Source organism: Lysinibacillus sp. G4S2 (assembly GCF_030348505.1).
Taxonomy (GTDB): Bacteria; Bacillota; Bacilli; order Bacillales_A; family Planococcaceae; genus Lysinibacillus.
The window spans coordinates 816,437-838,115 of the sequence record NZ_JAUCFJ010000002.1 but is presented as its reverse complement, the minus strand read 5'-3'; the positions used below and the strand labels follow the sequence as shown (position 1 = coordinate 838,115).

Sequence of the window (21,679 nt, the reverse complement as noted above, 5' to 3'; positions counted from 1 at the left end):
CCTTTTAACTAAATTATACTAAAACTTTTATCCCTGTCTACCAGATTGCGCAAACATACCTGATTGTGAGTTTGCTTTGTTAATAGCTTTCTCCATTGCACTGAATTGCTTCCAATAGCGGGCCTCAATTTTTTCAAGCTTGTCTTTCCATGTATCAATACGTTTATCCATATCAACTAGATTTTTACCGATTGTGTACTCTTGTGCTGTCGATGTAGCACGACCAGCTTTTTTCTCAATATCTTGCATAAAAGAATTCATAGACCCTTGCAGCTTTTGGAGGAAACCACGAGTATCCACAGTTTTTTCAACACCGTCGACAACAACTGTTTCTTTTTGATTACCTCTATTAGTAAATAGCGCTGTTACTGCATCAGGATCATCTTTTAATGCATTACGTAATTTATCTTCATCAATTGCCAATGTACCGCCGTCATTATATGATTTCGAAGTCGTAATTCCGATTTTATATAACGTATTATATTCTGAATTTCCTACAGCAGGATTAGATTCGTAAATCAACCCACGCATACTAGACAATCCACTTCTTAAAATCGAGTCGCTTCGCAATAAACCACTCTTTGCTTTTTCTTCCCATAGCTTAATTTCGTTTTCAGACATCTCTTTTTTTTGTTCGTCTGTTAAAGGTAAATAATCTCGATATTTTGTTTCTTTTGTTTGATCGTTCATTTCCTTAACAAGACCGTTATATGTAGTGACGAACTCTTTAATTTTGTTCATCATCTCATCTACATCTGTTGAAGATGTCATTGTTACTGGAGGAATATTTGGTGCCGTTGATGGCTTATTGGCTTCAGCATCTGCAGCAGCTTGAGCTGCATCTAAAGTTGCTTGTGCCTGTTTTAAACGATTTTCACCAGCTTTGAAATTGTTTTCTGCTTGCACTTTTAAAGCTAATTTTTCATCATAAGGAATTTGAACTGTCGCAACTTCTTGATAATTTTTCAAGTCTTCTTCACTTAAATTTTTTAACGATTGCTTCTGTGTATCACTTAACTTTAATAATTTTGTTTTTAATGCTTCGTCCTGTAAGTTATTAATTGATTCATTTAATGTTTCATTACTTGTAAAATCTAACCCTGTGATACTAGTAATATCTGTAGCGGATAAGCCACTTAGGAATTGTTTATCTAAAGATTTATAAGTATTCAGTGAAGTTTCTTTCTGAGCCGCATCTTTAAAATTAGTTAACTGGGGCTCATCTAGAGTTTCCACTAACAATAAATCATCTTTACTTAGACTCATTAGCTTTGATTTCAAGTCTGTCGAAAAAGATGAACTAGCATTAATAGCATCTTTGATAGTTTGTTCATCCGCATTTTCATCAACTACTAAACTTTGCAATTCAAACATCTCTGCATCAGTGAGTGAACTAAAGAAAGAGTTGTTATTGATTTTGTTGTATGCTTCTTGCTCAGTAGCATTCAAACTATTTTTAAAAACTGGATCATACTTATTTGTATATGCCAAATTAGCAGTATCAAAATTAGCAATAGCAGTATCTAATAATGCCTGTAATTTATCTTTACTTAACTGAGCATTTTTGAGTTCTTCTTTTGCTGCTGTTAAATTATTTTCAATTGTAGTGGCAGCGTTAAATGTATCTTTTAATGTTACCGTATATCCTGAAATAGAAAATGTATTAGATGATCTTTCCGTCGGAATTCCATTCACTTGAAATACTGCGTTTTTACCACCACTTGCTAAATCTCCTGAAGTCGCGCCTAATAACGAATCAAAACCAAGTTTTCCAAATACATCTGCTCCTGAAATAACTTGTACCTCAGCACCATTTTTATTGTCTCCTGTATTTTTTGCTGTGATTGAAAGAGTTCCATTTTCAAATATAGCGCTTACGCCCGCATTACTATCATTTATTTTTTCAACTAACTCAGATACAGTCGTTTTATTTGGATCAAATTCAATTTTTGTCCCTGTTGCAGCCATACTACCATCCGCTTTGATTGAGCTTAACTCAATTACTCCATCAGAAATTCTAAGTTCGCTTAATTTTGTATCCCCTGTCGCATTTATTTGCTTACCAAGACCGCGAGCAGCTGAAGCCAGTTGAGAAACACCCTCGATTGCTAACGTTCCGGAGGCATTTGCGCCTGCCTTTGCTGTAACATAATTTGAGTTTGAAGATGTAGCTGTTTTAGTCATGAAACTTTTATTTAAAAGATTATCCTGAATATATCTATCAACTGTTTTTAATTTTGTATTGACACCCCTATATGCATCACGCATCCATTCAGTTGTTTGTTTCTTTTGCTGCAATTTGATAAGAGGAGATTTTTCTGCCGCCATTAACTTTGCTACTAATGCATCGATATCCATTCCCGACGCTAATCCACCAATTCTGTTTACCATAGTAATACCCTCCTAAAAATCTTATATTTTTTCATCTACAATCATACCTAAAAGTTTTTGCATCTCGTAGAAAGCATCTAATAACTTTCTCGGTGGAATTTCTTTCACGACCTCTTCAGTTTGTGCGTCTACGACTTGTACAAAATAACGCTCTAAACCATCATGAAGTACGAATTTCGAAGAACTATGATTGATTTGTAAAAATTCGTTAACTGTTTCTACAGCTTGTTGTAGTTTTTCTTTTGTTATTTCTTGCTCATCTATTGCAATATTTTGCTTTTCTACTATTGGCTGTGGAGCTGATTGATTAGATACAGTAGGCTTTGTTGCCTCTTCAGTACCTGTAGTATTACTTGAAACAGCCAATGCTTCTACTAATTGTCCTTTTGGTACAATACGCATACACCTGACCTCCTTTGCTTTTCTATTACTTGTGTTTAATATCGGATAAATTTTGAAATATTTCACTTTAAAGTAAAGCTAATTAAAATAATTAGGAATGATTAAGCTACTAGAAGTTTATAATTTAACTAATAAACATAAAAAAAGATGAATTTCCTTATTCTACAAAAAGAAAATTCACCTTAAAATATTTTTATTAATTCGCAACAATGGTTGTAGAAGTACAAGTAGAATTATTAGCTGATGACCATAACATTACTAAAACTAAATATCCCTCGAATAAATATATATATGTGCCTTTAATCTTTATCTAATTATTATACAGTTAAAACGGACAAATTAAATTTCTTCTAATTAATGCACTTCTACATCATTAAAAATATCAATAATCGACTGTGCTCGTTCTTCAAAAGTATGTGCACCTTTAATAGCCTTCCACGCTGCTTCAGACATTTTTTCACGTTTCTCATCATCTTTTAAAATTCCCTGAACAGCCTCCACCATTGCGCCTAAATCATTAAAGTTATAGAACAATAATTCTTCATTTTCTGTAAATTGCTCTCTCAAATAAGGTGTTTCATTTGTCACTACCACAGAGCGTGCCGCCATCCCAGCAAAAACTCTCTCATGAGTACCATCACGAAGTAATGCTTGAAAACTCATAACGACCTTTGCCTGTCGCATCAATTCTTGAGTTTGCCAATAATTCACTGACTTATGAATAATCACATTGGGATAATTCATAAGAGGTGAATCTTCCCATCCCTTACCATAAATACTAATCGGCAAGCCTGCATCCGCAAGTGCTGTTACAACTCTTAAACGATTCACAGAATATATGTATCTACCAATATCACGTACTAACTTTATAATCTCCGGATTCTCATTTAGACGTAAATCTATTGATACCCCTCGCTTCGCGAAAGCTTGTAAAAATTCATCTATGTAGTATTTACTTGAATCTTCAAGACAATTATCTATAACTTCTTTACAAATTGCAAAAATAGCAGGTGACTGGCTCTCAATGTACTTTGTATGCGTTGTCATATCTGAATAAGATCCACTTACTAAAATATCAATAGTTTTTTCCACTCGTTCCACTGACAATTCAATTGCAGCATGAGGTAACATATATGTATTGGATATATTCAGACCAAAATTCTCTAAATTATTTGCATCATTTCGATCCATCACCGTCAAAATATCTTGTGGTCGTAAATTTTCAAGGCGACCCAAATGATCAATCGGATGATCGATAAGTAAATAAATATAAGGAGCTCTAATGACTTTCTCTATAATATCTTTATTTTCTAAAAACAAACCGTTAAATGAAATTACAGCATCTACATCTAAGCCTAATAATGCAATCACTTGTTCATTAACTGAATATTTCCCATCTAAAATAATTGTTTCTATCCCATTCTTCTCAAGTCCTCTTGCTAAAGCATCCATCCAATAACGTAATACATTATAATTAGATTGCCCTTTTATTAATACTACTTTTTCCATACAATTACCCACTCCAATTCCCCGAAATTTATGATATTAATGTAAGTACCATAATTTAGCTACTTACAAAAAGTACCCCGTTCTTTAATTTGTACAATTTATTAAATTTCGGTTCAAACCTAAAAAATAGCATACATTTTCTTAACTTATTAAAGTATTCTTTTAAAGAGAAGCCACTTTATCTACATTTTGCGGGCTTCTCTTATTTAAAAATACGATACATAGATATCAGTATAGTTTCGTTAAAAAACGTCTAACATAATTAAAAGTATAAATTAATCAATATTATACTTTTAATACCGGATTTGCTAATTGCATTAATCATATTTCCATTTATAGCTATACACTTTATATGATTATAGGTATTTAAAGACTTATTAATCGGTTTGCTAGGGCATTGATTATATCAATACATGTAAAAACACCCTAATTCATTACGTTAATTCAGCTTTAGAAGAATCTCTCTATACAGATAACTGAGCTGCTACTACACTAAATTACATTCTCGTTTTCACAATAAATCATCTATTTTGAGCGGTTGTCCGTACTGATAAGCTTTTTTGGCTTTACAACCTAACAGAATCTCATAATATTTCGGCTCAAGTCCGTATCCTGGGCGAACAATTTTAATATTATCTTCTGTAAACATTTCTCCTGCCTTAATATCTTTTGACACATAAATCGAACGTCTAAACTTCAATGAAGCTTTTTCTTTTTCAGTTGGTCCATAAGTAACTTTTCCTAATGCTTGCCACGCTCTCTCTGTTTCTACAACAAGTGCCTTCATCTCTTCAGGCTCCATTGAAAATGCTGCATCTACTCCTCCATCTGCACGAGATAATGTGAAGTGTTTTTCAATTACCGTTGCTCCCATAGCAACGCTCGCTACTGCTACACCTGTTCCCATTGTATGGTCCGATAAACCTACCTGCACATCAAATAACTCTCGCATATGCGGGATTGTTGAGATATTCGTATTTTCAGGCGTAGCTGGATATGTACTTGTACATTTTAATAAAATTAAATCCTTACACCCAGCTTCTCTTGCAGTACGCACTAAGTCATCTAATTCTGCAACTGTCGCCATACCAGTAGAAACAATCATTGGTTTACCTGTAGCAGCAACTTTTCTGATAAGTGGCAGATCCGTATTTTCAAAAGACGCAATTTTATATAGTGGTACATCTAACTCTTCTAAAAAATCAACAGCTGTTTCATCGAAAGGTGTGCTGAATGCAATCATCCCCAGTTCCTTTGCATGATCAAAAATAGGTTTATGCCATTCCCAAGGCGTGTAGGCTTGTTGATATAATTGATATAAATTCTGTCCATCCCAAAGACTATCTCGATCGTTGATATTAAAATCAGCATTTTCCACATTCAAGGTCATGGTATCTGCAGTATATGTCTGGATTTTCAGTGCATGTGCTCCTGATTTTGCAGCTGCCTCAACAATTTCTAAAGCTCGTTCTAATGAATGATTATGATTGCCAGACATTTCGGCAATTATGAACGGTTGGTATCCTTTTCCTACAATTTTATCTTTAACATTAATATTTTCCATAGCCTACTCCCTAGTATATTATTTCATTGTCTGCTCTGAATATTTTTTTACCTATTATACTTTTATTGTCAAATTCAATCTGATTAAGTTCTCCAAGTTGGTCTAAAATTGACCATTCTACATCTTTGAAACCTAATTGATGTCTAAATGTTAACGTACTGGAAAACCTTGGATTAATTTCAAATATCATAGGTCCCTTAGTAGTTAATCTCAGTTGTATATTAATGCTTCCCGAAAACTTCACATATTTACATACCTTATTTAAAAAATTAGAAATATTAGTATTTTCGACAACTTCTGCATAACCAGTACGTCCACCCGATAACGTTCTCTTAAATATTATGGTTTTTAAATGTTCACTGTTCTTAGATTTAAAAATACCGCAAGTATATTCTTCATCATTTGGAAGCAATAGTTCTTGATAAATCCAATTTTCTTTTCCTTTTTTCACTTCTAAATAATTTTCTTCAGTAACAATACTAACAGCTTTACTACCAGACCCGTCTTTACTTTTAATTATACATGGAAACTCAGCAGGCTGTGAATTAGCTACCTCGTAAGTCCAAGGAAATGGCAATCCATTCTTTTGTAGAAATTTTGATGTTTCATATTTATCAAAACCTAAGTCCATTATATTAAAACTTGGCATTAAAATTTTCACATCAGATATTTCTGATATTTTATTTTTATTAAAAAACCTAATTTCTGGTTCTGATGTTGGAATTATTAATTGGATATTGTATTTTTTTACAATAATATCAATTATATCTAAATAATTGCCCGAGTTAACTTTCGGACATTTCATAAAATTATCGTAAAATAAATGAGCTGGGAATTGATCATTGATATCAATACCTACCACCTTATCGATAAAATGAATATCTTTTAATATTTGGGACATACCTCTGCCTATATCTCCGGCAGCACCCGTAACTAAAACTGACTCTAATCTCATTTTTCAAACTCCTTTTTATAGGTCAAGCCTATTTCTTTTCAAAACTGAAATTAAATATTCTTTGTTTGAATTTCTACTTTTCTCTATGTCATTAATTAAAGTTTTAACTTTATATGGAGTCCTATAAGGTATATATACATTATTATTGGTATCTAGCATCCCCCATGAAGCTAGTCCCCCTATATCTTTACTTTGACCAACAGATCCCACATTTATCAATGAACACTTCTCATATTTAAAATTAAAAGGATAATGAGTATGCCCCATAAAAATATAGTCAAAATTATTATTACAAAAAGATTTTAGTATATTAAATTGGCTATTTGGGTAAAGATAATAATCAGTCTTTCCTGGAGCACCATGACATAACTTTATTGAAATGTTATCAATACAAACCACCTGTTCAGCTGGTAATTGAATTAGCCATTCAAGGTCTTTTTTACACATTTCTTTAATAGCTACTTCATGACCTTCTCCATATTTTTCTGTCAATTCTTTAATTTTTAGTTCTTTATTAATCACCTTTGTAATTAAATCTTCATGATTGCCTCTAATAACAGTTGCATTTAATGATTTTATTTTTTGGATAACTTCTACAGGATTAGAGTAATATCCAATTAAATCACCTAATATATAAAAGTGATCAATTCCCAAGAGTTTTGCATGATCTAGTACAGCGCTTAAAGCATAATAATTTCCATGAATATCTGAAAGTATTCCAATCTTCATACTACTGAATAATCCTTTTCAATATTTCATCAGCCACTGTTGTTACATCTTTAAGTCGACCATCATCCTTATATTTCTGAAATTGATCTAGTAAAGGAAACTCATTTATATCCGAATTTCGAATTAATTGTTGCATTTTTGTATCCATTACTCCTGGATCAATATTTAAAACTTCTATGTTTTCACTTTCTTTTTCCAGAACTGATAAAAACATTTTAATTGCTGCTTTAGAAGAACAATATAAACTCCAGCCTTCCATTGCTTTGGTTGCTGCTCCAGAAGATATATTTATAATTTTTATCTTTTTAGTTATTGGAGTTATTCTTACTAGTTGGTTGATTAAAATAAGAGGAGACAAATAATTAACATTAATATGTTTTTTTATAAAGTTAGAATCACCATATTTACCAATTTTATTAATAGGTCCTATAACACCTGCATTGTTTATGAAAACTATCTCATTTACATCATTAAAATAATTACTGGGAAATTTATCGAATAAAACATTCATCTCTTTTTCATTTGATAAATCACAATATAACAAATGTATTAAATCAGGAGATAATTGTGAGACATCAAGTTGTTTTTTTGTGAATTTCCTGCCTATAGCTACTAACTTTTCTTTTTTTATTATTAATTTATCAGCAATCTGCTCTCCTAAACCGCTAGATACTCCTGTTATAATAAATAACCTCATTTCTATACCTCCCCTCTAGCACGAATTTTTATCATTATATTTTCACATACTAATTGTTTTTTAATCTTTTCAAGACTTAATAGTTCGCCACAAGATTTTTTCATATTTTCAAAATTTTCTTTTTCACTTAAAAAATTTATTAATTTTTCTTTTAAATATGTATTGGATATTTCTGTGTAATATCCCAAATTATAAATTGACCCTTGTTCACTAACAGCATTTACAACTTCTTCCTGATTTTTAGCGGTAATAATAACCAAACTAGGCAATTTGAGTATACACCTTTCCCAAAGATTCGTACCACCTGCTCCTATCCCCACATCTGCCTTCTGGATTAATTCAGACATATTATTAACTTGCGAATATAATCTGCAATCTGATATCTTTCTGCATAGGATTTCAATTTTCTGTTTATCAGGGTTCCCTTCCCCTATAATAACATCCATAGTAATTGGAATATTCCTAATTTCACTAATAGCTTTAAGAACTTTTAAAGTTTCCCCTGTCGGATCAGTTCCACCGAAAAATAATAAAATTTTCAACTTATTGGTATCACTATCTGTATTGGTTTTTAGAGATAATAGAAATTCCTCACGTAACAATAAAAAATTTGGCCCTAATAATAATTTACAACTAGGAGCTACCATATTATCATAACGTTGTTCTAAGCCATTATAATAATTTTGATCTAATAACAGATCAGTATCGTGTTTTCGATCTGCTAGATCATCTATTATCATCATTTTCTCAGTATAGGGTCGAACTACTCCTTCCCATTTAAAATCAATTGAATAATGATCCACTATTACCATATCAACAGAACCCTGAATTTCAGCAATAACATCAATTGTTTCCATTGCATCTTCTAACCAAAAATCACGAACCCATTCCCAATGTAAAGCAGTATTGACCCTAGTTAGAACAAATACCTCAAAGCCTTCTTTACGAATATATTCCACCATGTTTCCTTCTAATTCTCGACAAATAAAGTATACTTTTACATTATAATTCCTTAGTTGCTTCGCCAAAGTAAGACATCTCATTACATGGCCCGACCCGATTTGTATTGATGAATCTGTTCTAATTAACACTATCATAATTACACACCTTATATTGTTTTTTCATTTAAAATTCACGACCAGTTACACCTACTTTGGACATTTAACATTCGAGATTTTATTGATTTCTTATATATTATCCCATGTACTCACATTTGAATTAAAATTTGATTTAGGACTAAAAGTTTTTCCAGACTCTATTCGCATTGACACTATCCATAAATCCACGTTTTCCTATTATTTACTACTTATTTAATTCGTTGAATATTAACCCCCCCCGAAAGTCTTCACTTTACAATTAGCTGTTGTATAGCTGATGGTCAAACTTTTTCACTTAATCATCCATTTCACAATTATATTAATGAACTAGATTTTGCATAGTAAAATTTATTTTTAAAATCATTGCCTGCTAACTAAACGCTACAGCACTTTTAGAATTTAAAGATCGACTTTACATTACTTTGCAAAGAAAATGGCTTTGCAGGACTCCTTGTTCATAGGCAAATCTGTTTTGATTAGGGAATAAATACCTTTCTAAAAAGAATATAGAAATTTCATCTTACGATTAATGAGATTAATGACAACCTCCAAATTATATTGTGAAAATTGTTCCAGGGTACTTATACAAGCAACAATTCCAGAATAATCTATGATTCATAAAAATAGAGTTATGCTCTCATTTTAAGTAATAACCTAGACGTATAAATGAAGATTTGTTGTAAATAAAATAACCATTCAGCATATTTCAAAACTTATTTATCAATAAAAGTAGAGTCGAAAGAAAAATAACCAACTATTTGTCTTCCTATTCCCATTTCCGCAAATATTTTATATATTTCCAATAATTTTTCGGGAGATTTGGAATGTAAGTAATTTTCAATTTCTACCCTTTGCTTGTGTATATCTTTACCTATAGCAGCATTTTTAATATAATTTGAAGACTCTAATAACAAATTAAGATCGATTGGATAATCAGAATAAAGTTGATACTTTTCAAATCCAAAACTATTACATAAGTTTACAAGGCCGTCTTTATTGAAATAAGACAAATGATCTGGTATAGCTATCCAAAATTCTGTATCAATTTTATTTGTTTTTAATAAATATTGTTGAAGTTCAGAAAAATCGTTAGGAACTTCAATAATTAACAATGAATTTTTATTCATAATTTTTCTTAACTTTTCTAATAACTTTCCTGGGTCTAAAACATGTTCTAAAACATTGTTCATTGTTATTATATCAAAGCTTTTACCTCCAATAGCTAAGTTATCAATAACGTCCATTGTATCCCCAACTAAAAGATTTTTTAATTGTCTAGGATTATGAATTTCACAGCCGTGAGTACTAAAATCTACCCCCGTTACATTTAATCCTAAATTCGAAAAATAATTCAAACAATATCCCTCTCCAGCACCTATATCTAGTAAGGAAAGTTCGGAAAACAATTTGTTATTTTTGCTTTCAAAAAAGTTCCTTATAATAATTTCTTTTTGTTCTAAATGATTATTAAAATATTTTTTTTCTTCAATAGTATATTCATGTGAATAAGAACCCTTATTATTCTGGTAGTATGTTTTAGTGTAATATTCATTCAATTCTTCTTGCGATGGACGTTTGGCAATCTCATAATATCCGTAATCATTTATTTTAACCTTAGTCATAGGAAACCTCTATTCTATAGTAGTGAAATTTTAAAAAGTCGCTGTAAACAAAGCATTGTATATATTTTATAAAAACCACCTCCTGCCACAGCATAAATAGGATAATTAAATCTATACTTTTTTTTGTTCAATCAAAGCGTTAATATCATTCCATTCTGGATTCTCAGCTAATAAGCTTAAAACATCCTTCCAGGAAAATTCTTTATTAAATGGATAAATTGACATCAAAATCAATTTAATTAACTCGTAATCTTCCAATGTATCAACCGTCCAACGATATTGACTATAATCCTGTTTATTCTTAATATAGCCTAAACTGAAGCTTTCCGGATTTGAATACATATATGCTGTGACATGTTCCTTATCACGTGTTAAAGTTGCCTCTTTGTATGCCCTTTCAAGAGCAGACTTAGAAAAAATCTCTGTATCTAATCCTCTTGGATATGTTCGTTCAATTGTATTAGATACATAATCAAAGTGATTATTTAAAAAATATTGAATTGTTTCATCTACAATGACTGGGTCAATAATTGGACAATCTGAAGTTAAACGGACAATAGTGTCTCCCCCGTATTGTTCGGCTGCTTCGTAATAACGCGATAGCACATCATCCTCTGATCCTCGATAATAATCTACACCGTAATTTTCACAAAATTCTATAACAACATCATCTTTCGGTGCAACAGTAGTAGCAATTACCACTTTTCCAATGTAATTAGAACGAGCTATTCTTTCTAATTGATAGGCCAAAAGTGGCTTACCGTTCACTTCTTTAAGAATTTTCCCTGGTAATCGTGTGGAGCCCATTCTTGCCTGAATTATAGCCGTTACATTCATTTCCTTACCCTCTTTATAACAAATTTCACTGCATTAATGACATCCTGTATATCTTGATTTGTCATCAACGGGAATAAAGGCAATGAAATAATTTCTTCATAAAGTTGCTCTGCTTTTGGCAGAGAACCCTTTTTATAGCCCAACTCTTGATAATATGACAATGTATGAACAGGTATATAATGTACATTTACACCAATATTCAAGTTATGTAGGTCTTTAAACACGTCTTTCCTAGAAAGGGTTAAAGTTTCAAGATTTAATTTTAATATATATAAATGCCAACTAGAATCCGTATCTGGATGTTGATAAGGCATTTGTACTTCTATCAAATCGTTAAATGCTTCATTATAAGCTGTTACGATTTCCTTACGTCTTTTAACAAAGACATCTAATTTATTTAATTGACTGCAACCTAGTGCTGCTTGAATATCCGTCATACGATAGTTATAGCCCAAGTACTGCATGTCATAATACCAAGAACCAGGATTTTCAGGTAATAACTTCGAATCACGTGTAATTCCATGTGAACGGAATTGCATAAGCTTTTCATAATATTCTTCACTATTCGTGGTAATTATTCCACCTTCACCTGTCGTAATATGCTTAACAGGATGGAAACTGAACATTGTCATATCACTTAACGCGCCAATTTTCTCATCTTTATAAGTAGCTCCTAATGCATGAGCTGCATCTTCAATAACAATTAGATTATGTTCTTTCGCCAATTTATGAATCGCGTCTAGATTAGCTGGTTGACCAGTAAAATGAACTGGAATAATTGCTTTTGTCTTAGCTGTGATTTTTTTTTCAATCTCTAAGGGATCAATATTATAAGTTTGTTGGTCAACATCAGCAAACACTACTGTACCACCTTGATATAAGATACAGTTTGCACTAGCTGCAAAAGTAATTGGTGTTGTAATAACCTCATCATCTTCGCCAATCCCCGCAGCAAAACAAGCACCATGTAATGCAGCGGTACCATTTGAAAAAGATACTGCATATTTCGCCCCGACATAATCAGCAATTTTCTTTTCAAACTGTTGAATAACTGGACCTGTTGTTAAATAATCACTTCTCAATATATTTACTACAGCCGCAATATCAGCTTCATCAATATATTGTTTGCCATATGGCAAATAAGATTTTCTCATGAAATATCGCTCCTTAAAGAAAAAACGCAGTCAATGACTACATTTTCTCTACTAAATCTCTTAATTCTTCAACAGTTAACCAATGATCATTGATATTACTAATATATGAAAATGTTTCGTCAAGTAGCTTTCCACCAACTGCATATTCCTTTGACCACCATGAAAATTCAGGTTGAATAACATAATAACTATCGTACTCTAATGTATGACGTGCATCATCTTCTGTAATCATTGCCTCATGGAGCTTCTCACCGGGGCGAATACCGACGATTTCTGTTTTACATTCTGGACCAATTGCCTTTGCTAAATCTATTACCTTCATACTAGGAATTTTAGGAATGAAAATTTCCCCCCCGTACATACGCTCTAAACTATCAAGTACAAATTGTACACCTTGCTCTAATGTAATCCAAAAACGGGTCATTCGCTCATCAGTTATGGGGAAGGTACCTGTTTCAATCAATTTTTTAAAGAATGGAACAACACTACCACGGCTACCTACTACATTGCCGTAACGTACAACAGAAAATTTCGTATGCTTTTCGCCTACATATGAATTTCCAGCTACGAATAACTTATCTGAAGCAAGCTTAGTTGCACCATATAAATTTACAGGACTGCAAGCCTTATCCGTTGAAAGTGCGATGACTTTTTCAACACCACGATCAATAGCAGCTTCAATAATGTTTTGCGCACCGTTAATATTCGTCTTAACAGCTTCAAATGGATTATATTCACACGCCCCTACATGCTTTAATGCAGCAGCATGAATAACAATATCTACCCCATCAAATGCACGGTATAAACGATCTTTGTCTCGTACATCGCCGATGAAGAAACGAACGCGGGAATCAGTAAATTCTTGAGCCATTTCATATTGCTTTAGCTCATCACGACTAAAAACAATTACTTTTTTTACACCTAATGTTAAAGCCTTGCGGATGAATTTTTTCCCAAAAGAACCTGTACCACCCGTAACTAAAACTGTTTTATTTGCTATTGAATTACTTGTCATAATTGTCACCTTTTCTAATTAAATTCCTCAATTTATTATAAATTAGTTAATAGGGATTTCGTAAGGGGGAATACTTTCAAAATAAGGTTTTATTTCATATTCAAAAATATCAGCTACTCGTAAAAAATCTTGGATTTCAAGCCCTTTGTTAATTCCTTCTAGAAAATCATGTATTTTGTTCACATACAGAGGGTTTTCATAACTTAATGTAGACAGTTTTTCATTTACTTGAACTAGCCAATCAACACCCTCTGTGAATTGAGTAATTAGTTGTAATGCATCTAAGGGGGTTTCGGATTTTGCACTATTAATTATACTTTCACATCCTTGAGGAATCTTTTCTAAATACTCATTATAACTATTAATTATTTCTGAAATCATTTCATTCATTTATACTATCCCCTTTTTTAACAATTCAATTAAAGTATCAAGATGTTTTTTTGTATCTACTGTTTCTTCTAACATTTTTGCATATAACGCTTTATTCTGTTCATAGATACGCTTATATGTATCCGATGGTAGTTCATTTTTTTGCGGTTTAAAATATTTTAATACGTTTAAATTAATTACTTGAAATGCTATGTTCAGCATAGTATTTTCACTTAATTTTTGAATTTTTTTATCATTTTTATCTAATTTAAATAGTATTTCATCTGAAAATGATTTTGTTGATTTATTTGACCTTAATAAATTAAGGGAATTTTTAAACAATTTGATTAACTCTATAAAACTTTTATTTTCTTTTTTTAATTCTAAGATCATTTTCTCTTTATTTTCTGATGCTATAAAGTTTACTTTTTCAACTTCCTTATTTCTTTTGATGGAAGTAGCATACTCTTGAGCAAATTCTTTAAATGGTTTATTTACAATTCCATTTATCATTGCTCCACCTTCTGTACAATTAAAAATTAACCTTTCTTTACCTAAAGATTTATGAAGATTTTCAAAAGACTCTTTCATCGTCAAATATATATAATCACTTAAAACCTTTTCCCCGTAATAACCGTCAACTTCAACAAAATTATTCTTATTTTTCTTAATATCTTCCAATGCTTTCACGTTTTTATTGTAGTCAGCATGTGTCTTATTATCAGTAAAAGCTAAATCTTGACCAATAATCGCTATAGGTCCAGTAGTCATAAAAGTTGCTAAGGAATATGCATAGTTTGCTACAGATGTTCCCCCTGGTACGTATACTACTGATTCATCAGTGAATTTTTGCATATGATGAATCGTCGCTTGATCAACTGCAAAAAAATATCCGCTCGTTTCAAAAACATTACGTATTAAATAATGATTATACAATGCATAAATCAGCTTGCTTTTGCATCCTTTAATATCTTTAAAGTGATTGTAATTCGCTTCAGATCCATCTACGGATACAATATAGTCAGGTTCTATATTGTTATTTAATAAAGTATTAACTGTTGAGCCTGCTGCTATAAGAATAATTTTATTTCTAATTTGTTTTAACGTACTAATCTGCTTTGTTAAAGACGGTCCTCCAGAAGCGATAACAATTGGTTCAGTGTATTTAGAACTTAAGTGAATGACAGATTGATCTTTTAATATATATTGTAAATTCAATAAATAATTTTGTGGCCATAGTTTATTAAAATGTTTATGGGTAGATTCTGCTACAAAATCCGAATTTAATTTTTTATTAATAGCACTCAGGACTTGGATATAAACTTTATTATCTATTTTGTCATAATTAGGAGATGTAATTATATTTACATTATCCACAACCGAAATCTGTTCTTCCAACGCTACCCGTATCTCATTTTCCGAACTAGCATTAATAACTGTTACATCGCATAATTCGCATGACACCTCAAGAAACGGTTCAATTACAATTATCTTTTCACCATGTATCGCCTTTTTATGCAATGCCTCTATAAAATGACCAGCTCCAAAACCATAAACGAGATTTAGTCTTTCCGCTTTAAAATGTTTTTCTGCAAATTCTATTGCCTCTTTTGATGGATTATATTCACTATGTAAAAAATAATTATTAATTTTAATTATCTGCTCACCATTTTTTGCCGTTAAAAATTCTAAATCATGATTAACATTCATATTATTCACCTCTTTTATTAATATCGACATATCTATTAAAATATAAAGAAAAATCACTCTCATATTTCAGAGAGTGATTTTTTAAAGTTAAACCTTGCCAATAATTATTGTAATAATTGAAGAACACCTTGTGGTTGTTGGTTTGCTTGAGCTAACATTGATTGTGCAGCTTGAGTAAGGATGTTGTTCTTAGTGAACGCCATCATTTCAGCAGCCATGTCAGTATCACGGATACGTGATTCAGCAGCTGTTAAGTTTTCAGAAGCAGCACCCAAGTTGTTAATAGTATGTTCTAAACGGTTTTGAACAGCACCTAATGCTGAACGTTGTGTAGATACTTTCTTGATTGCATTGTCAATTAATTTAATTGATGCACTTGCAGCATTACCAGTACCAATTGAAGCAGCATTTAATCCACTATCTAATGCTGAAACTGTCATAGTACCGATAGCTAATGACATAGTTTGACCTTGGTTAGCACCAATTTGGAATGTTAACGAACCATTTTTACCTGGAGTTGTACCACCTGATGAAGGTGTAACAGCTGCTCCTTTAAGGTCACCGTTTAATAATTTCTTTTCATTGAATTCAGTAGTATTAGCAATACGGTTGATTTCTTCTTTTAATTGTTTAACTTCATCTTGTAAGAATTTACGGTCAGTATTTTCGTTCGTATCGTTACGAGATTGTACTGCCAATTCACGCATACGTTGTAGGATTGCGTGTGTTTCGTTAAGTGCACCCTCAGCAGTTTGAATTAAAGAGATAGAATCTTGAGAGTTTTTAGTTGCCATATCAAGACCTTTGATTTGAGCGCGCATTTTCTCAGAGATTGCTAATCCAGCAGCGTCATCGCCAGCACGGTTGATTTTGTAACCAGAAGATAATTTCTCAAGGTTTTTTGCAGACTGTGTGTTGTTGAAGCCTAAGTTACGGTGTGTGTTTAAAGCTGAAATGTTGTGTTGAATTCTCATTTGGAATTCCTCCTTGAATGTTTGTTTTTGTTATTCCACATCCGTGTGGAATTTCGGATTAGGTAGTATGTACTTCCTGCACCTTACAATCTATATATCGTAATTAGTTGGAAATGTTTAATAGTTTTTTAAAACTTTTTTTATTTTTTATGTAATAGATTCCAAGTTTATATTTCTTATAAAATAAACGACCAAAATAGTTAGTCTTTATTTTCCCTTTAGTTGTTCCAAGAAGCTTGATGATGCTGATAGAGCTTCTCTATTCTGTACTTGAATGGCTTCAAAAACTTCCGAACGGTGTACTTTGACTGTTTTAGGTGCGACTATACCTAACTTAATTTGTTCACCTTCAACTGCTAATATTTTTATTTCGATTTGGTCGCCGATCATAATGGATTCATCTTTCTTACGGGATAGGACTAGCATTATTTCGCACTTCCTTCCAACCATTGCATTGGGTAGCGTAAAGGATAAGATTTATTATCTTGAAGAACAATTTGTTTACCACATTTTTTATCCATATTAATAACTAGTGGTGCAAGTAAATTAATAGTAGAGTCTTGAAGTGTTTCCTTCATTGTGACAATGGTGTATGTTAGAACATCTTCTTCATTTTCAATTTGTAGTTGTTCTAAATCCTCTTCACTTAAATCAAAACTATAGTCTTTTTTGAAGGCGAATGGATAAGCAACTACAAGGCCTATTTCGACATGTTCAACTGATTGTAACAATACTAATGGATGTTCTTCTGAGATAGGAAGTAGTACGAATTTTTTATAATCTTCTAATCCGAGTAGTCCTTGTTCAAACGTAAGTATGTCTTTTTCAACAATTTCGACTTCACCTAAAAATTTTGTTGCAATTTTCATCTATTCCTTGCACTCCTTTACATGATGACATTGATGTCAACATCTGGTCTTTGTACCATTGTACCAGTTACTTTACCTGGCGTGTATTCGTGAATTGGTTTGTTCACCTTCGCGTCAATTATTGGCTCTCTACGCTCGATATTGATATCCGTTGTTCCTGGAGTGTTTTCGATTTTTACAGAGCCTACTGAAGGGACAAATTTAATGTTAAATTGTACTCGGTGAGGACCGTGGTTTTGTTTCGCGATATTTTGGATTGTCGCACGTCCCTGATCTTTACCGGCATTCTCCATCATTTGACGTCCCTCTCTAGCTCTTCGCGCCATTCCCTTGAGAGCCTCTTGTTTACCTTTTTCTGCGTAGTTCGTACTAGATTCAATAGGACCGATTAAACCTAAATCACGTCTTGCCTGTGAAGAATCGATTTTTAAAACGCCTCTTGTTGTATTAATTTCTAAAATTGCGGCAGGCTGCTCAATATGCTGTGTTGCGCTAGGTTGTTTTATATATTGTTGAGGTTTGAAAATATCTAGGTCTATTTTCGCATCTGTTGTACGTATTTGAATTTGTGGGAGTCTCATATAAACATCTCCTTTCAAGAAAAGCGTCTGAACAAAGTGTCCAAACGCTTTTGATTAATTAGCGGATAAAATCCACTAAGGTTTGTTGAATAATTTTAGCACCTACTGAAAGTGCAGCTTGGTGAATTGATTCATGTGTGACCATCTCTGTAATAGCTTTTGCATAATCCACAGACTCATTATCTCTCAATTGCTTTGTAACATTGACTTCTCGTATACCTAGACGATTTTCCATCATCTCTACACGATTTTGACGTGCACCGATATCAGCCTGTGCCTCTAAAACTTTATTATGCATTGTTGTGATATCATCACTGGTACTTGATGAAGAAACACCACCAAGCATATCGCCAATCTCTTTACCAGTTTTTGTTGGGTCACCTAGTAAATTAGAGATTTTCCCCATCATATCATCTATATTTTTAAACAGGTCTTTACCAGGTGTATTGACAGGAATTTGAATTCCATCAAAAATTTCTATATTCACACCATCTGCATTGACATTTTGATTCATAGTGCCGCCAGTAAATAAAGGCTCATTCGTTCTCGTTCCACTGAATATATAGCTACCATCAATATTTGTATTCCCCACATCTTGAATTTGTTGGCGAATTTGGTCAATTTCCATTTTCATTTTTTCTCGATCTTCAGGTGTGTTTGTATCATTTGCTGCTTGAACAACAAGCTCACGCACACGCTTCATTTGTTCGCCAACTTGATTAAGGGATTCATCCGTTGAATCTAACCAGCTACTTGCTGTAATCATATTGCGAGTGTATTGTTCGACTTTTGCTAAATCACGACGATAGCCCATACCCTTTACTGCGATGACAGGGTCGTCTGATGGTCGATTGATTTTTGAGCCAGATGCAAGTTGATCCTGAAGCTTAGACATTTTGCCATAGCTATTATTTAAATTTCGAAGCATGTTACCTGATAACATTGATTGTGTTACGCGCATTTCGTAAAAACTCCCTTCTTGTAGGTCGGAGAGTTATTCTCCATAAATTGCTTACTATTTTAATCTTATAGTCCAACTCGGCCCATACCGTTTATAATTTTGTCTAATGTTTCATCCACAACTGTAATCATACGTGCATTTGCATTATACGCTTGCTGGAAAGTAATCATATTTGTCATCTCTTCATCTAAAGAAACGGAGCTCATAGCGTCACGGCTATTTGACACCATCAAACGCTGAGATTCAGCAGTTGAAGCTAGACGAAGGGCTTCCTCACCGTCTACACCAACTTTTCCAATGATTCCTTGATAAAACGATTGCAAAGTCGCATTTCCAATAGATGCATACAATTTATGTTGCATATTCGCAAGCTCATAAGCATGCTTACCGTCCCCTTCTTTAGTTTGCCCAGAAGATGCAGCTAAAAGGTTTGGGTTATCTTTAATAGCTTCATTAACTTTAATACCACCTGCACCAGTACCTTCAAAGAACACGCCTCCATTAGTAGAAGCTTTTATAATGTTGCCATTTGCATCTTTTTCTTCTAATGTAAAGCCTTTTGAATGCAGGTCATTAAATTCTTGAATAAAGGAATTAGCTAGCTGGTCTAATTTCTCTAATGTTTCAGGATAGTAGCCCTTTGTAACACCACTTGCATCATTATAGCCATAGGAATTAACTAGAGATAGGAATTTCCCTTTTGATGCTTCGAAGTCCTGTTGTTTAATCGCTGTTTGTGAGGTAGTTACAGTCCCCGCTTCATGTGCGTCTAAAGATGCAATCCCTGTTAGCTGCAATTCAGAGAATACATTTGAAATGTCTTCTCCTGTCACCTTACTACCTTTACTTCCCATTGCAGTAAATTGAGCAAAATCTTTTCCATCTACTAAGTCTCTGACAACACCATCAGCGCCCTTATATGTAATTTTCAAACTACCTTCAGCCACTTCAGATGCAAGACCGCCTGAAGGAACACGCTCGATAGACACCGGGATATATTCATTTAACTTATCGACCAAAACATCACGCACATCATACAAGTCATTTGGTACGTGTCCACTTGGCTCAACTTCTTGAATTTGTTTATTAACAGCCGCAATTTGCTTTATAATCGTGTTAATTTGCTTAGTAGAGACATCAATCTCGTTCCCAAGATTACCTTGAATCATTTTTAATTGTTTATCAAGATAGTTAAAAGATTCTGCTAAGTGCTCTGCACGGCGAATAGCAACCTCACGCGCTGCCCTATCTGCTGGTTTATTTCCTACATCTTGAAGCCCTTTCCAGAACTGTTCGAATGCTTTATCTAAACCGAATTCAGAAGGCTCGTTTACAACATCTTCCATTTGAGAGATTGCCTTTGTTTTTGATTCCCAATAACCCAACTTATTCGTTTCTTGACGATATTGACGATCGATAAATTCATCGCGAATACGTTGAATGGACCCTGCTTCAACCCCAGTACCAAGATGGCCTGGATAAACAGGTTGATTTAAGCCTGCTGTTGGAAAGCCAGGAGTTGCTTGCATATTTACTCGTTGGCGAGAGTAACCTAATGTATTTGCATTGGAAATATTATGTCCAGTAGTATATAAAGCTGTTTGTTGTGTAAATAAACCACGTTTACTAGCTTCTAAGCCCATAAATGTTGAGCGCATTTTTTTTCCTCCCTTTTAATAACGTTTATAATTGCAAGTATAGTTTTCTTTCATAGACGCAAGAAACTATGCTTGCGAATCGAAATATGATTTTTTGGCCATTGAATTTGTGCCGCGTATCTCACTGCCTGAGTAATTGATTTGTTCAGGTTGAGGTCGTAAAGCATCTAATGTGAGATTGACAAATTGTAGTGATTGGAACACTAGTTTTTGGTTTAAATCATTTTGTTTTTTTAAGTCATTGATGATTTGCAATAATCGATTGCGAACTGCTGATAGCGTGTCTTTGTCAGTTTGTTGTTCAGCAGCATCGATGACATCAGCGACAGTCGTTTTGTCAGTTGAAGCAAATCCTTTTGCTCCAAGGTATTCCGTTACCTGTTTCTGACGCTGTTGCTCGAGCTTGTCGATAGCTGCTACATGTGCCTGCTCATCCTTGAGCAATTGGTCCAGTGCTTCGATATTGCCAGCTGTAATGGTTTCCGTTTTTTTCATGGCTAGTTCAAGTAAGCTTTTATGCATTCTTTCTAGCATTGTTAGTGTAGAACAGATCGCTTCTACAGACATATTGCTAAACACCCTTTC

At 33.1% G+C, this 21,679-nt stretch carries 21 protein-coding genes; all 21 read right to left on the bottom strand.

The features are described from left to right. Positions 1-27 precede the first annotated feature (27 nt). Positions 28-2,391, bottom strand: a complete 2,364-nt coding sequence (gene fliD / locus QUF91_RS04320; protein WP_289416977.1) for a flagellar filament capping protein FliD — start codon at positions 2,389-2,391, stop codon at positions 28-30. 21 nt (positions 2,392-2,412) lie between these two features. Then, the gene (locus QUF91_RS04315) at positions 2,413-2,793 is read right to left on the bottom strand and encodes a flagellar protein FlaG (protein WP_289416976.1); all 381 of its coding nucleotides are present in this window, start codon (positions 2,791-2,793) and stop codon (positions 2,413-2,415) included. A 354-nt stretch (positions 2,794-3,147) separates the two neighbouring features. Continuing rightward, the gene (locus tag QUF91_RS04310; protein ID WP_289416975.1) at positions 3,148-4,302 is read right to left on the bottom strand and encodes a glycosyltransferase family protein; all 1,155 of its coding nucleotides are present in this window, start codon (positions 4,300-4,302) and stop codon (positions 3,148-3,150) included. A 511-nt stretch (positions 4,303-4,813) separates the two neighbouring features. Further along, the gene (gene pseI, locus QUF91_RS04305) at positions 4,814-5,866 is read right to left on the bottom strand and encodes a pseudaminic acid synthase (RefSeq protein ID WP_289416974.1); all 1,053 of its coding nucleotides are present in this window, start codon (positions 5,864-5,866) and stop codon (positions 4,814-4,816) included. Positions 5,867-5,876: 10 nt separating this feature from the next. Then, positions 5,877-6,821, bottom strand: coding sequence for an ATP-grasp domain-containing protein (locus QUF91_RS04300; protein ID WP_289416973.1), 945 nt, complete (start codon positions 6,819-6,821; stop codon positions 5,877-5,879). Positions 6,822-6,836: 15 nt separating this feature from the next. Beyond that, positions 6,837-7,550: a metallophosphoesterase family protein gene (locus QUF91_RS04295; protein WP_289416972.1), complete on the bottom strand. Its 714-nt coding sequence runs from the start codon at positions 7,548-7,550 to the stop codon at positions 6,837-6,839. Between the two features lies 1 nt (position 7,551). Beyond that, positions 7,552-8,247, bottom strand: coding sequence for an SDR family NAD(P)-dependent oxidoreductase (locus tag QUF91_RS04290; RefSeq protein ID WP_289416971.1), 696 nt, complete (start codon positions 8,245-8,247; stop codon positions 7,552-7,554). 2 nt (positions 8,248-8,249) lie between these two features. After that, positions 8,250-9,344 (bottom strand): UDP-2,4-diacetamido-2,4,6-trideoxy-beta-L-altropyranose hydrolase, encoded by a 1,095-nt coding sequence (gene pseG, locus QUF91_RS04285; protein WP_289416970.1) that lies wholly within the window; start codon positions 9,342-9,344, stop codon positions 8,250-8,252. A gap of 713 nt (positions 9,345-10,057) precedes the next feature. Next, a complete protein-coding gene (locus QUF91_RS04280; RefSeq protein ID WP_289416969.1) occupies positions 10,058-10,966 on the bottom strand; it encodes a class I SAM-dependent methyltransferase in 909 nt (302 codons plus the stop codon). Between the two features lie 111 nt (positions 10,967-11,077). Continuing rightward, positions 11,078-11,803, bottom strand: a complete 726-nt coding sequence (locus QUF91_RS04275) for a cytidylyltransferase domain-containing protein (RefSeq protein ID WP_289416968.1) — start codon at positions 11,801-11,803, stop codon at positions 11,078-11,080. Next, positions 11,800-12,957: a UDP-4-amino-4,6-dideoxy-N-acetyl-beta-L-altrosamine transaminase gene (gene pseC / locus QUF91_RS04270; RefSeq protein WP_289416967.1), complete on the bottom strand. Its 1,158-nt coding sequence runs from the start codon at positions 12,955-12,957 to the stop codon at positions 11,800-11,802. Before pseC ends, QUF91_RS04275 begins: the two co-directional genes overlap by 4 nt. A gap of 37 nt (positions 12,958-12,994) precedes the next feature. Next, entirely contained in the window at positions 12,995-13,972 is a 978-nt protein-coding gene (gene pseB / locus QUF91_RS04265; RefSeq protein WP_289416966.1) for a UDP-N-acetylglucosamine 4,6-dehydratase (inverting), read from the bottom strand. Between the two features lie 42 nt (positions 13,973-14,014). Beyond that, positions 14,015-14,362, bottom strand: coding sequence for a DUF8042 domain-containing protein (locus tag QUF91_RS04260; protein ID WP_289416965.1), 348 nt, complete (start codon positions 14,360-14,362; stop codon positions 14,015-14,017). Continuing rightward, positions 14,363-16,051, bottom strand: coding sequence for a motility associated factor glycosyltransferase family protein (locus QUF91_RS04255; protein WP_289416964.1), 1,689 nt, complete (start codon positions 16,049-16,051; stop codon positions 14,363-14,365). Between the two features lie 104 nt (positions 16,052-16,155). Further along, on the bottom strand, positions 16,156-17,025 hold the full coding sequence (gene hag, locus QUF91_RS04250; protein WP_289416963.1) for a flagellin Hag: 870 nt from the start codon (positions 17,023-17,025) through the stop codon (positions 16,156-16,158). Between the two features lie 207 nt (positions 17,026-17,232). Further along, positions 17,233-17,451, bottom strand: a complete 219-nt coding sequence (gene csrA / locus QUF91_RS04245; RefSeq protein WP_289416962.1) for a carbon storage regulator CsrA — start codon at positions 17,449-17,451, stop codon at positions 17,233-17,235. Then, positions 17,451-17,894 carry a flagellar assembly protein FliW gene (gene fliW, locus QUF91_RS04240; protein WP_289416961.1) on the bottom strand — a complete coding sequence of 148 codons (444 nt, stop codon included), beginning with the start codon at positions 17,892-17,894 and terminating at the stop codon, positions 17,451-17,453. Before fliW ends, csrA begins: the two co-directional genes overlap by 1 nt. A 17-nt stretch (positions 17,895-17,911) precedes the next feature. Beyond that, positions 17,912-18,475 (bottom strand): DUF6470 family protein, encoded by a 564-nt coding sequence (locus QUF91_RS04235; RefSeq protein WP_289416960.1) that lies wholly within the window; start codon positions 18,473-18,475, stop codon positions 17,912-17,914. A 58-nt stretch (positions 18,476-18,533) separates the two neighbouring features. After that, a complete protein-coding gene (gene flgL, locus QUF91_RS04230) occupies positions 18,534-19,436 on the bottom strand; it encodes a flagellar hook-associated protein FlgL (RefSeq protein ID WP_289416959.1) in 903 nt (300 codons plus the stop codon). 65 nt (positions 19,437-19,501) lie between these two features. Next, the gene (flgK, locus tag QUF91_RS04225; protein WP_289416958.1) at positions 19,502-21,094 is read right to left on the bottom strand and encodes a flagellar hook-associated protein FlgK; all 1,593 of its coding nucleotides are present in this window, start codon (positions 21,092-21,094) and stop codon (positions 19,502-19,504) included. Between the two features lie 66 nt (positions 21,095-21,160). Continuing rightward, positions 21,161-21,661 (bottom strand): flagellar protein FlgN, encoded by a 501-nt coding sequence (locus tag QUF91_RS04220; RefSeq protein WP_289416957.1) that lies wholly within the window; start codon positions 21,659-21,661, stop codon positions 21,161-21,163. Between the last annotated feature and the right edge of the window lie 18 nt (positions 21,662-21,679).

Coding starts and splice junctions, on each gene's coding strand:
- csrA (WP_289416962.1), bottom strand. CDS start 17,451: ATGCTAGTCCTATCCCGTAAGAAAGATGAATCCATTATGATCGGCGAC.
- flgK (WP_289416958.1), bottom strand. CDS start 21,094: ATGCGCTCAACATTTATGGGCTTAGAAGCTAGTAAACGTGGTTTATTT.
- QUF91_RS04235 (WP_289416960.1), bottom strand. CDS start 18,475: ATGAGACTCCCACAAATTCAAATACGTACAACAGATGCGAAAATAGAC.
- QUF91_RS04260 (WP_289416965.1), bottom strand. CDS start 14,362: ATGAATGAAATGATTTCAGAAATAATTAATAGTTATAATGAGTATTTA.
- QUF91_RS04280 (WP_289416969.1), bottom strand. CDS start 10,966: ATGACTAAGGTTAAAATAAATGATTACGGATATTATGAGATTGCCAAA.
- pseG (WP_289416970.1), bottom strand. CDS start 9,344: ATGATAGTGTTAATTAGAACAGATTCATCAATACAAATCGGGTCGGGC.
- hag (WP_289416963.1), bottom strand. CDS start 17,025: ATGAGAATTCAACACAACATTTCAGCTTTAAACACACACCGTAACTTA.
- fliW (WP_289416961.1), bottom strand. CDS start 17,894: ATGAAAATTGCAACAAAATTTTTAGGTGAAGTCGAAATTGTTGAAAAA.
- QUF91_RS04310 (WP_289416975.1), bottom strand. CDS start 4,302: ATGGAAAAAGTAGTATTAATAAAAGGGCAATCTAATTATAATGTATTA.
- flgL (WP_289416959.1), bottom strand. CDS start 19,436: ATGCGCGTAACACAATCAATGTTATCAGGTAACATGCTTCGAAATTTA.
- QUF91_RS04255 (WP_289416964.1), bottom strand. CDS start 16,051: ATGAATGTTAATCATGATTTAGAATTTTTAACGGCAAAAAATGGTGAG.
- pseB (WP_289416966.1), bottom strand. CDS start 13,972: ATGACAAGTAATTCAATAGCAAATAAAACAGTTTTAGTTACGGGTGGT.
- QUF91_RS04300 (WP_289416973.1), bottom strand. CDS start 6,821: ATGAGATTAGAGTCAGTTTTAGTTACGGGTGCTGCCGGAGATATAGGC.
- fliD (WP_289416977.1), bottom strand. CDS start 2,391: ATGGTAAACAGAATTGGTGGATTAGCGTCGGGAATGGATATCGATGCA.
- pseC (WP_289416967.1), bottom strand. CDS start 12,957: ATGAGAAAATCTTATTTGCCATATGGCAAACAATATATTGATGAAGCT.
- QUF91_RS04295 (WP_289416972.1), bottom strand. CDS start 7,550: ATGAAGATTGGAATACTTTCAGATATTCATGGAAATTATTATGCTTTA.
- QUF91_RS04220 (WP_289416957.1), bottom strand. CDS start 21,661: ATGTCTGTAGAAGCGATCTGTTCTACACTAACAATGCTAGAAAGAATG.
- QUF91_RS04275 (WP_289416968.1), bottom strand. CDS start 11,803: ATGAATGTAACGGCTATAATTCAGGCAAGAATGGGCTCCACACGATTA.
- QUF91_RS04290 (WP_289416971.1), bottom strand. CDS start 8,247: ATGAGGTTATTTATTATAACAGGAGTATCTAGCGGTTTAGGAGAGCAG.
- QUF91_RS04315 (WP_289416976.1), bottom strand. CDS start 2,793: ATGCGTATTGTACCAAAAGGACAATTAGTAGAAGCATTGGCTGTTTCA.
- pseI (WP_289416974.1), bottom strand. CDS start 5,866: ATGGAAAATATTAATGTTAAAGATAAAATTGTAGGAAAAGGATACCAA.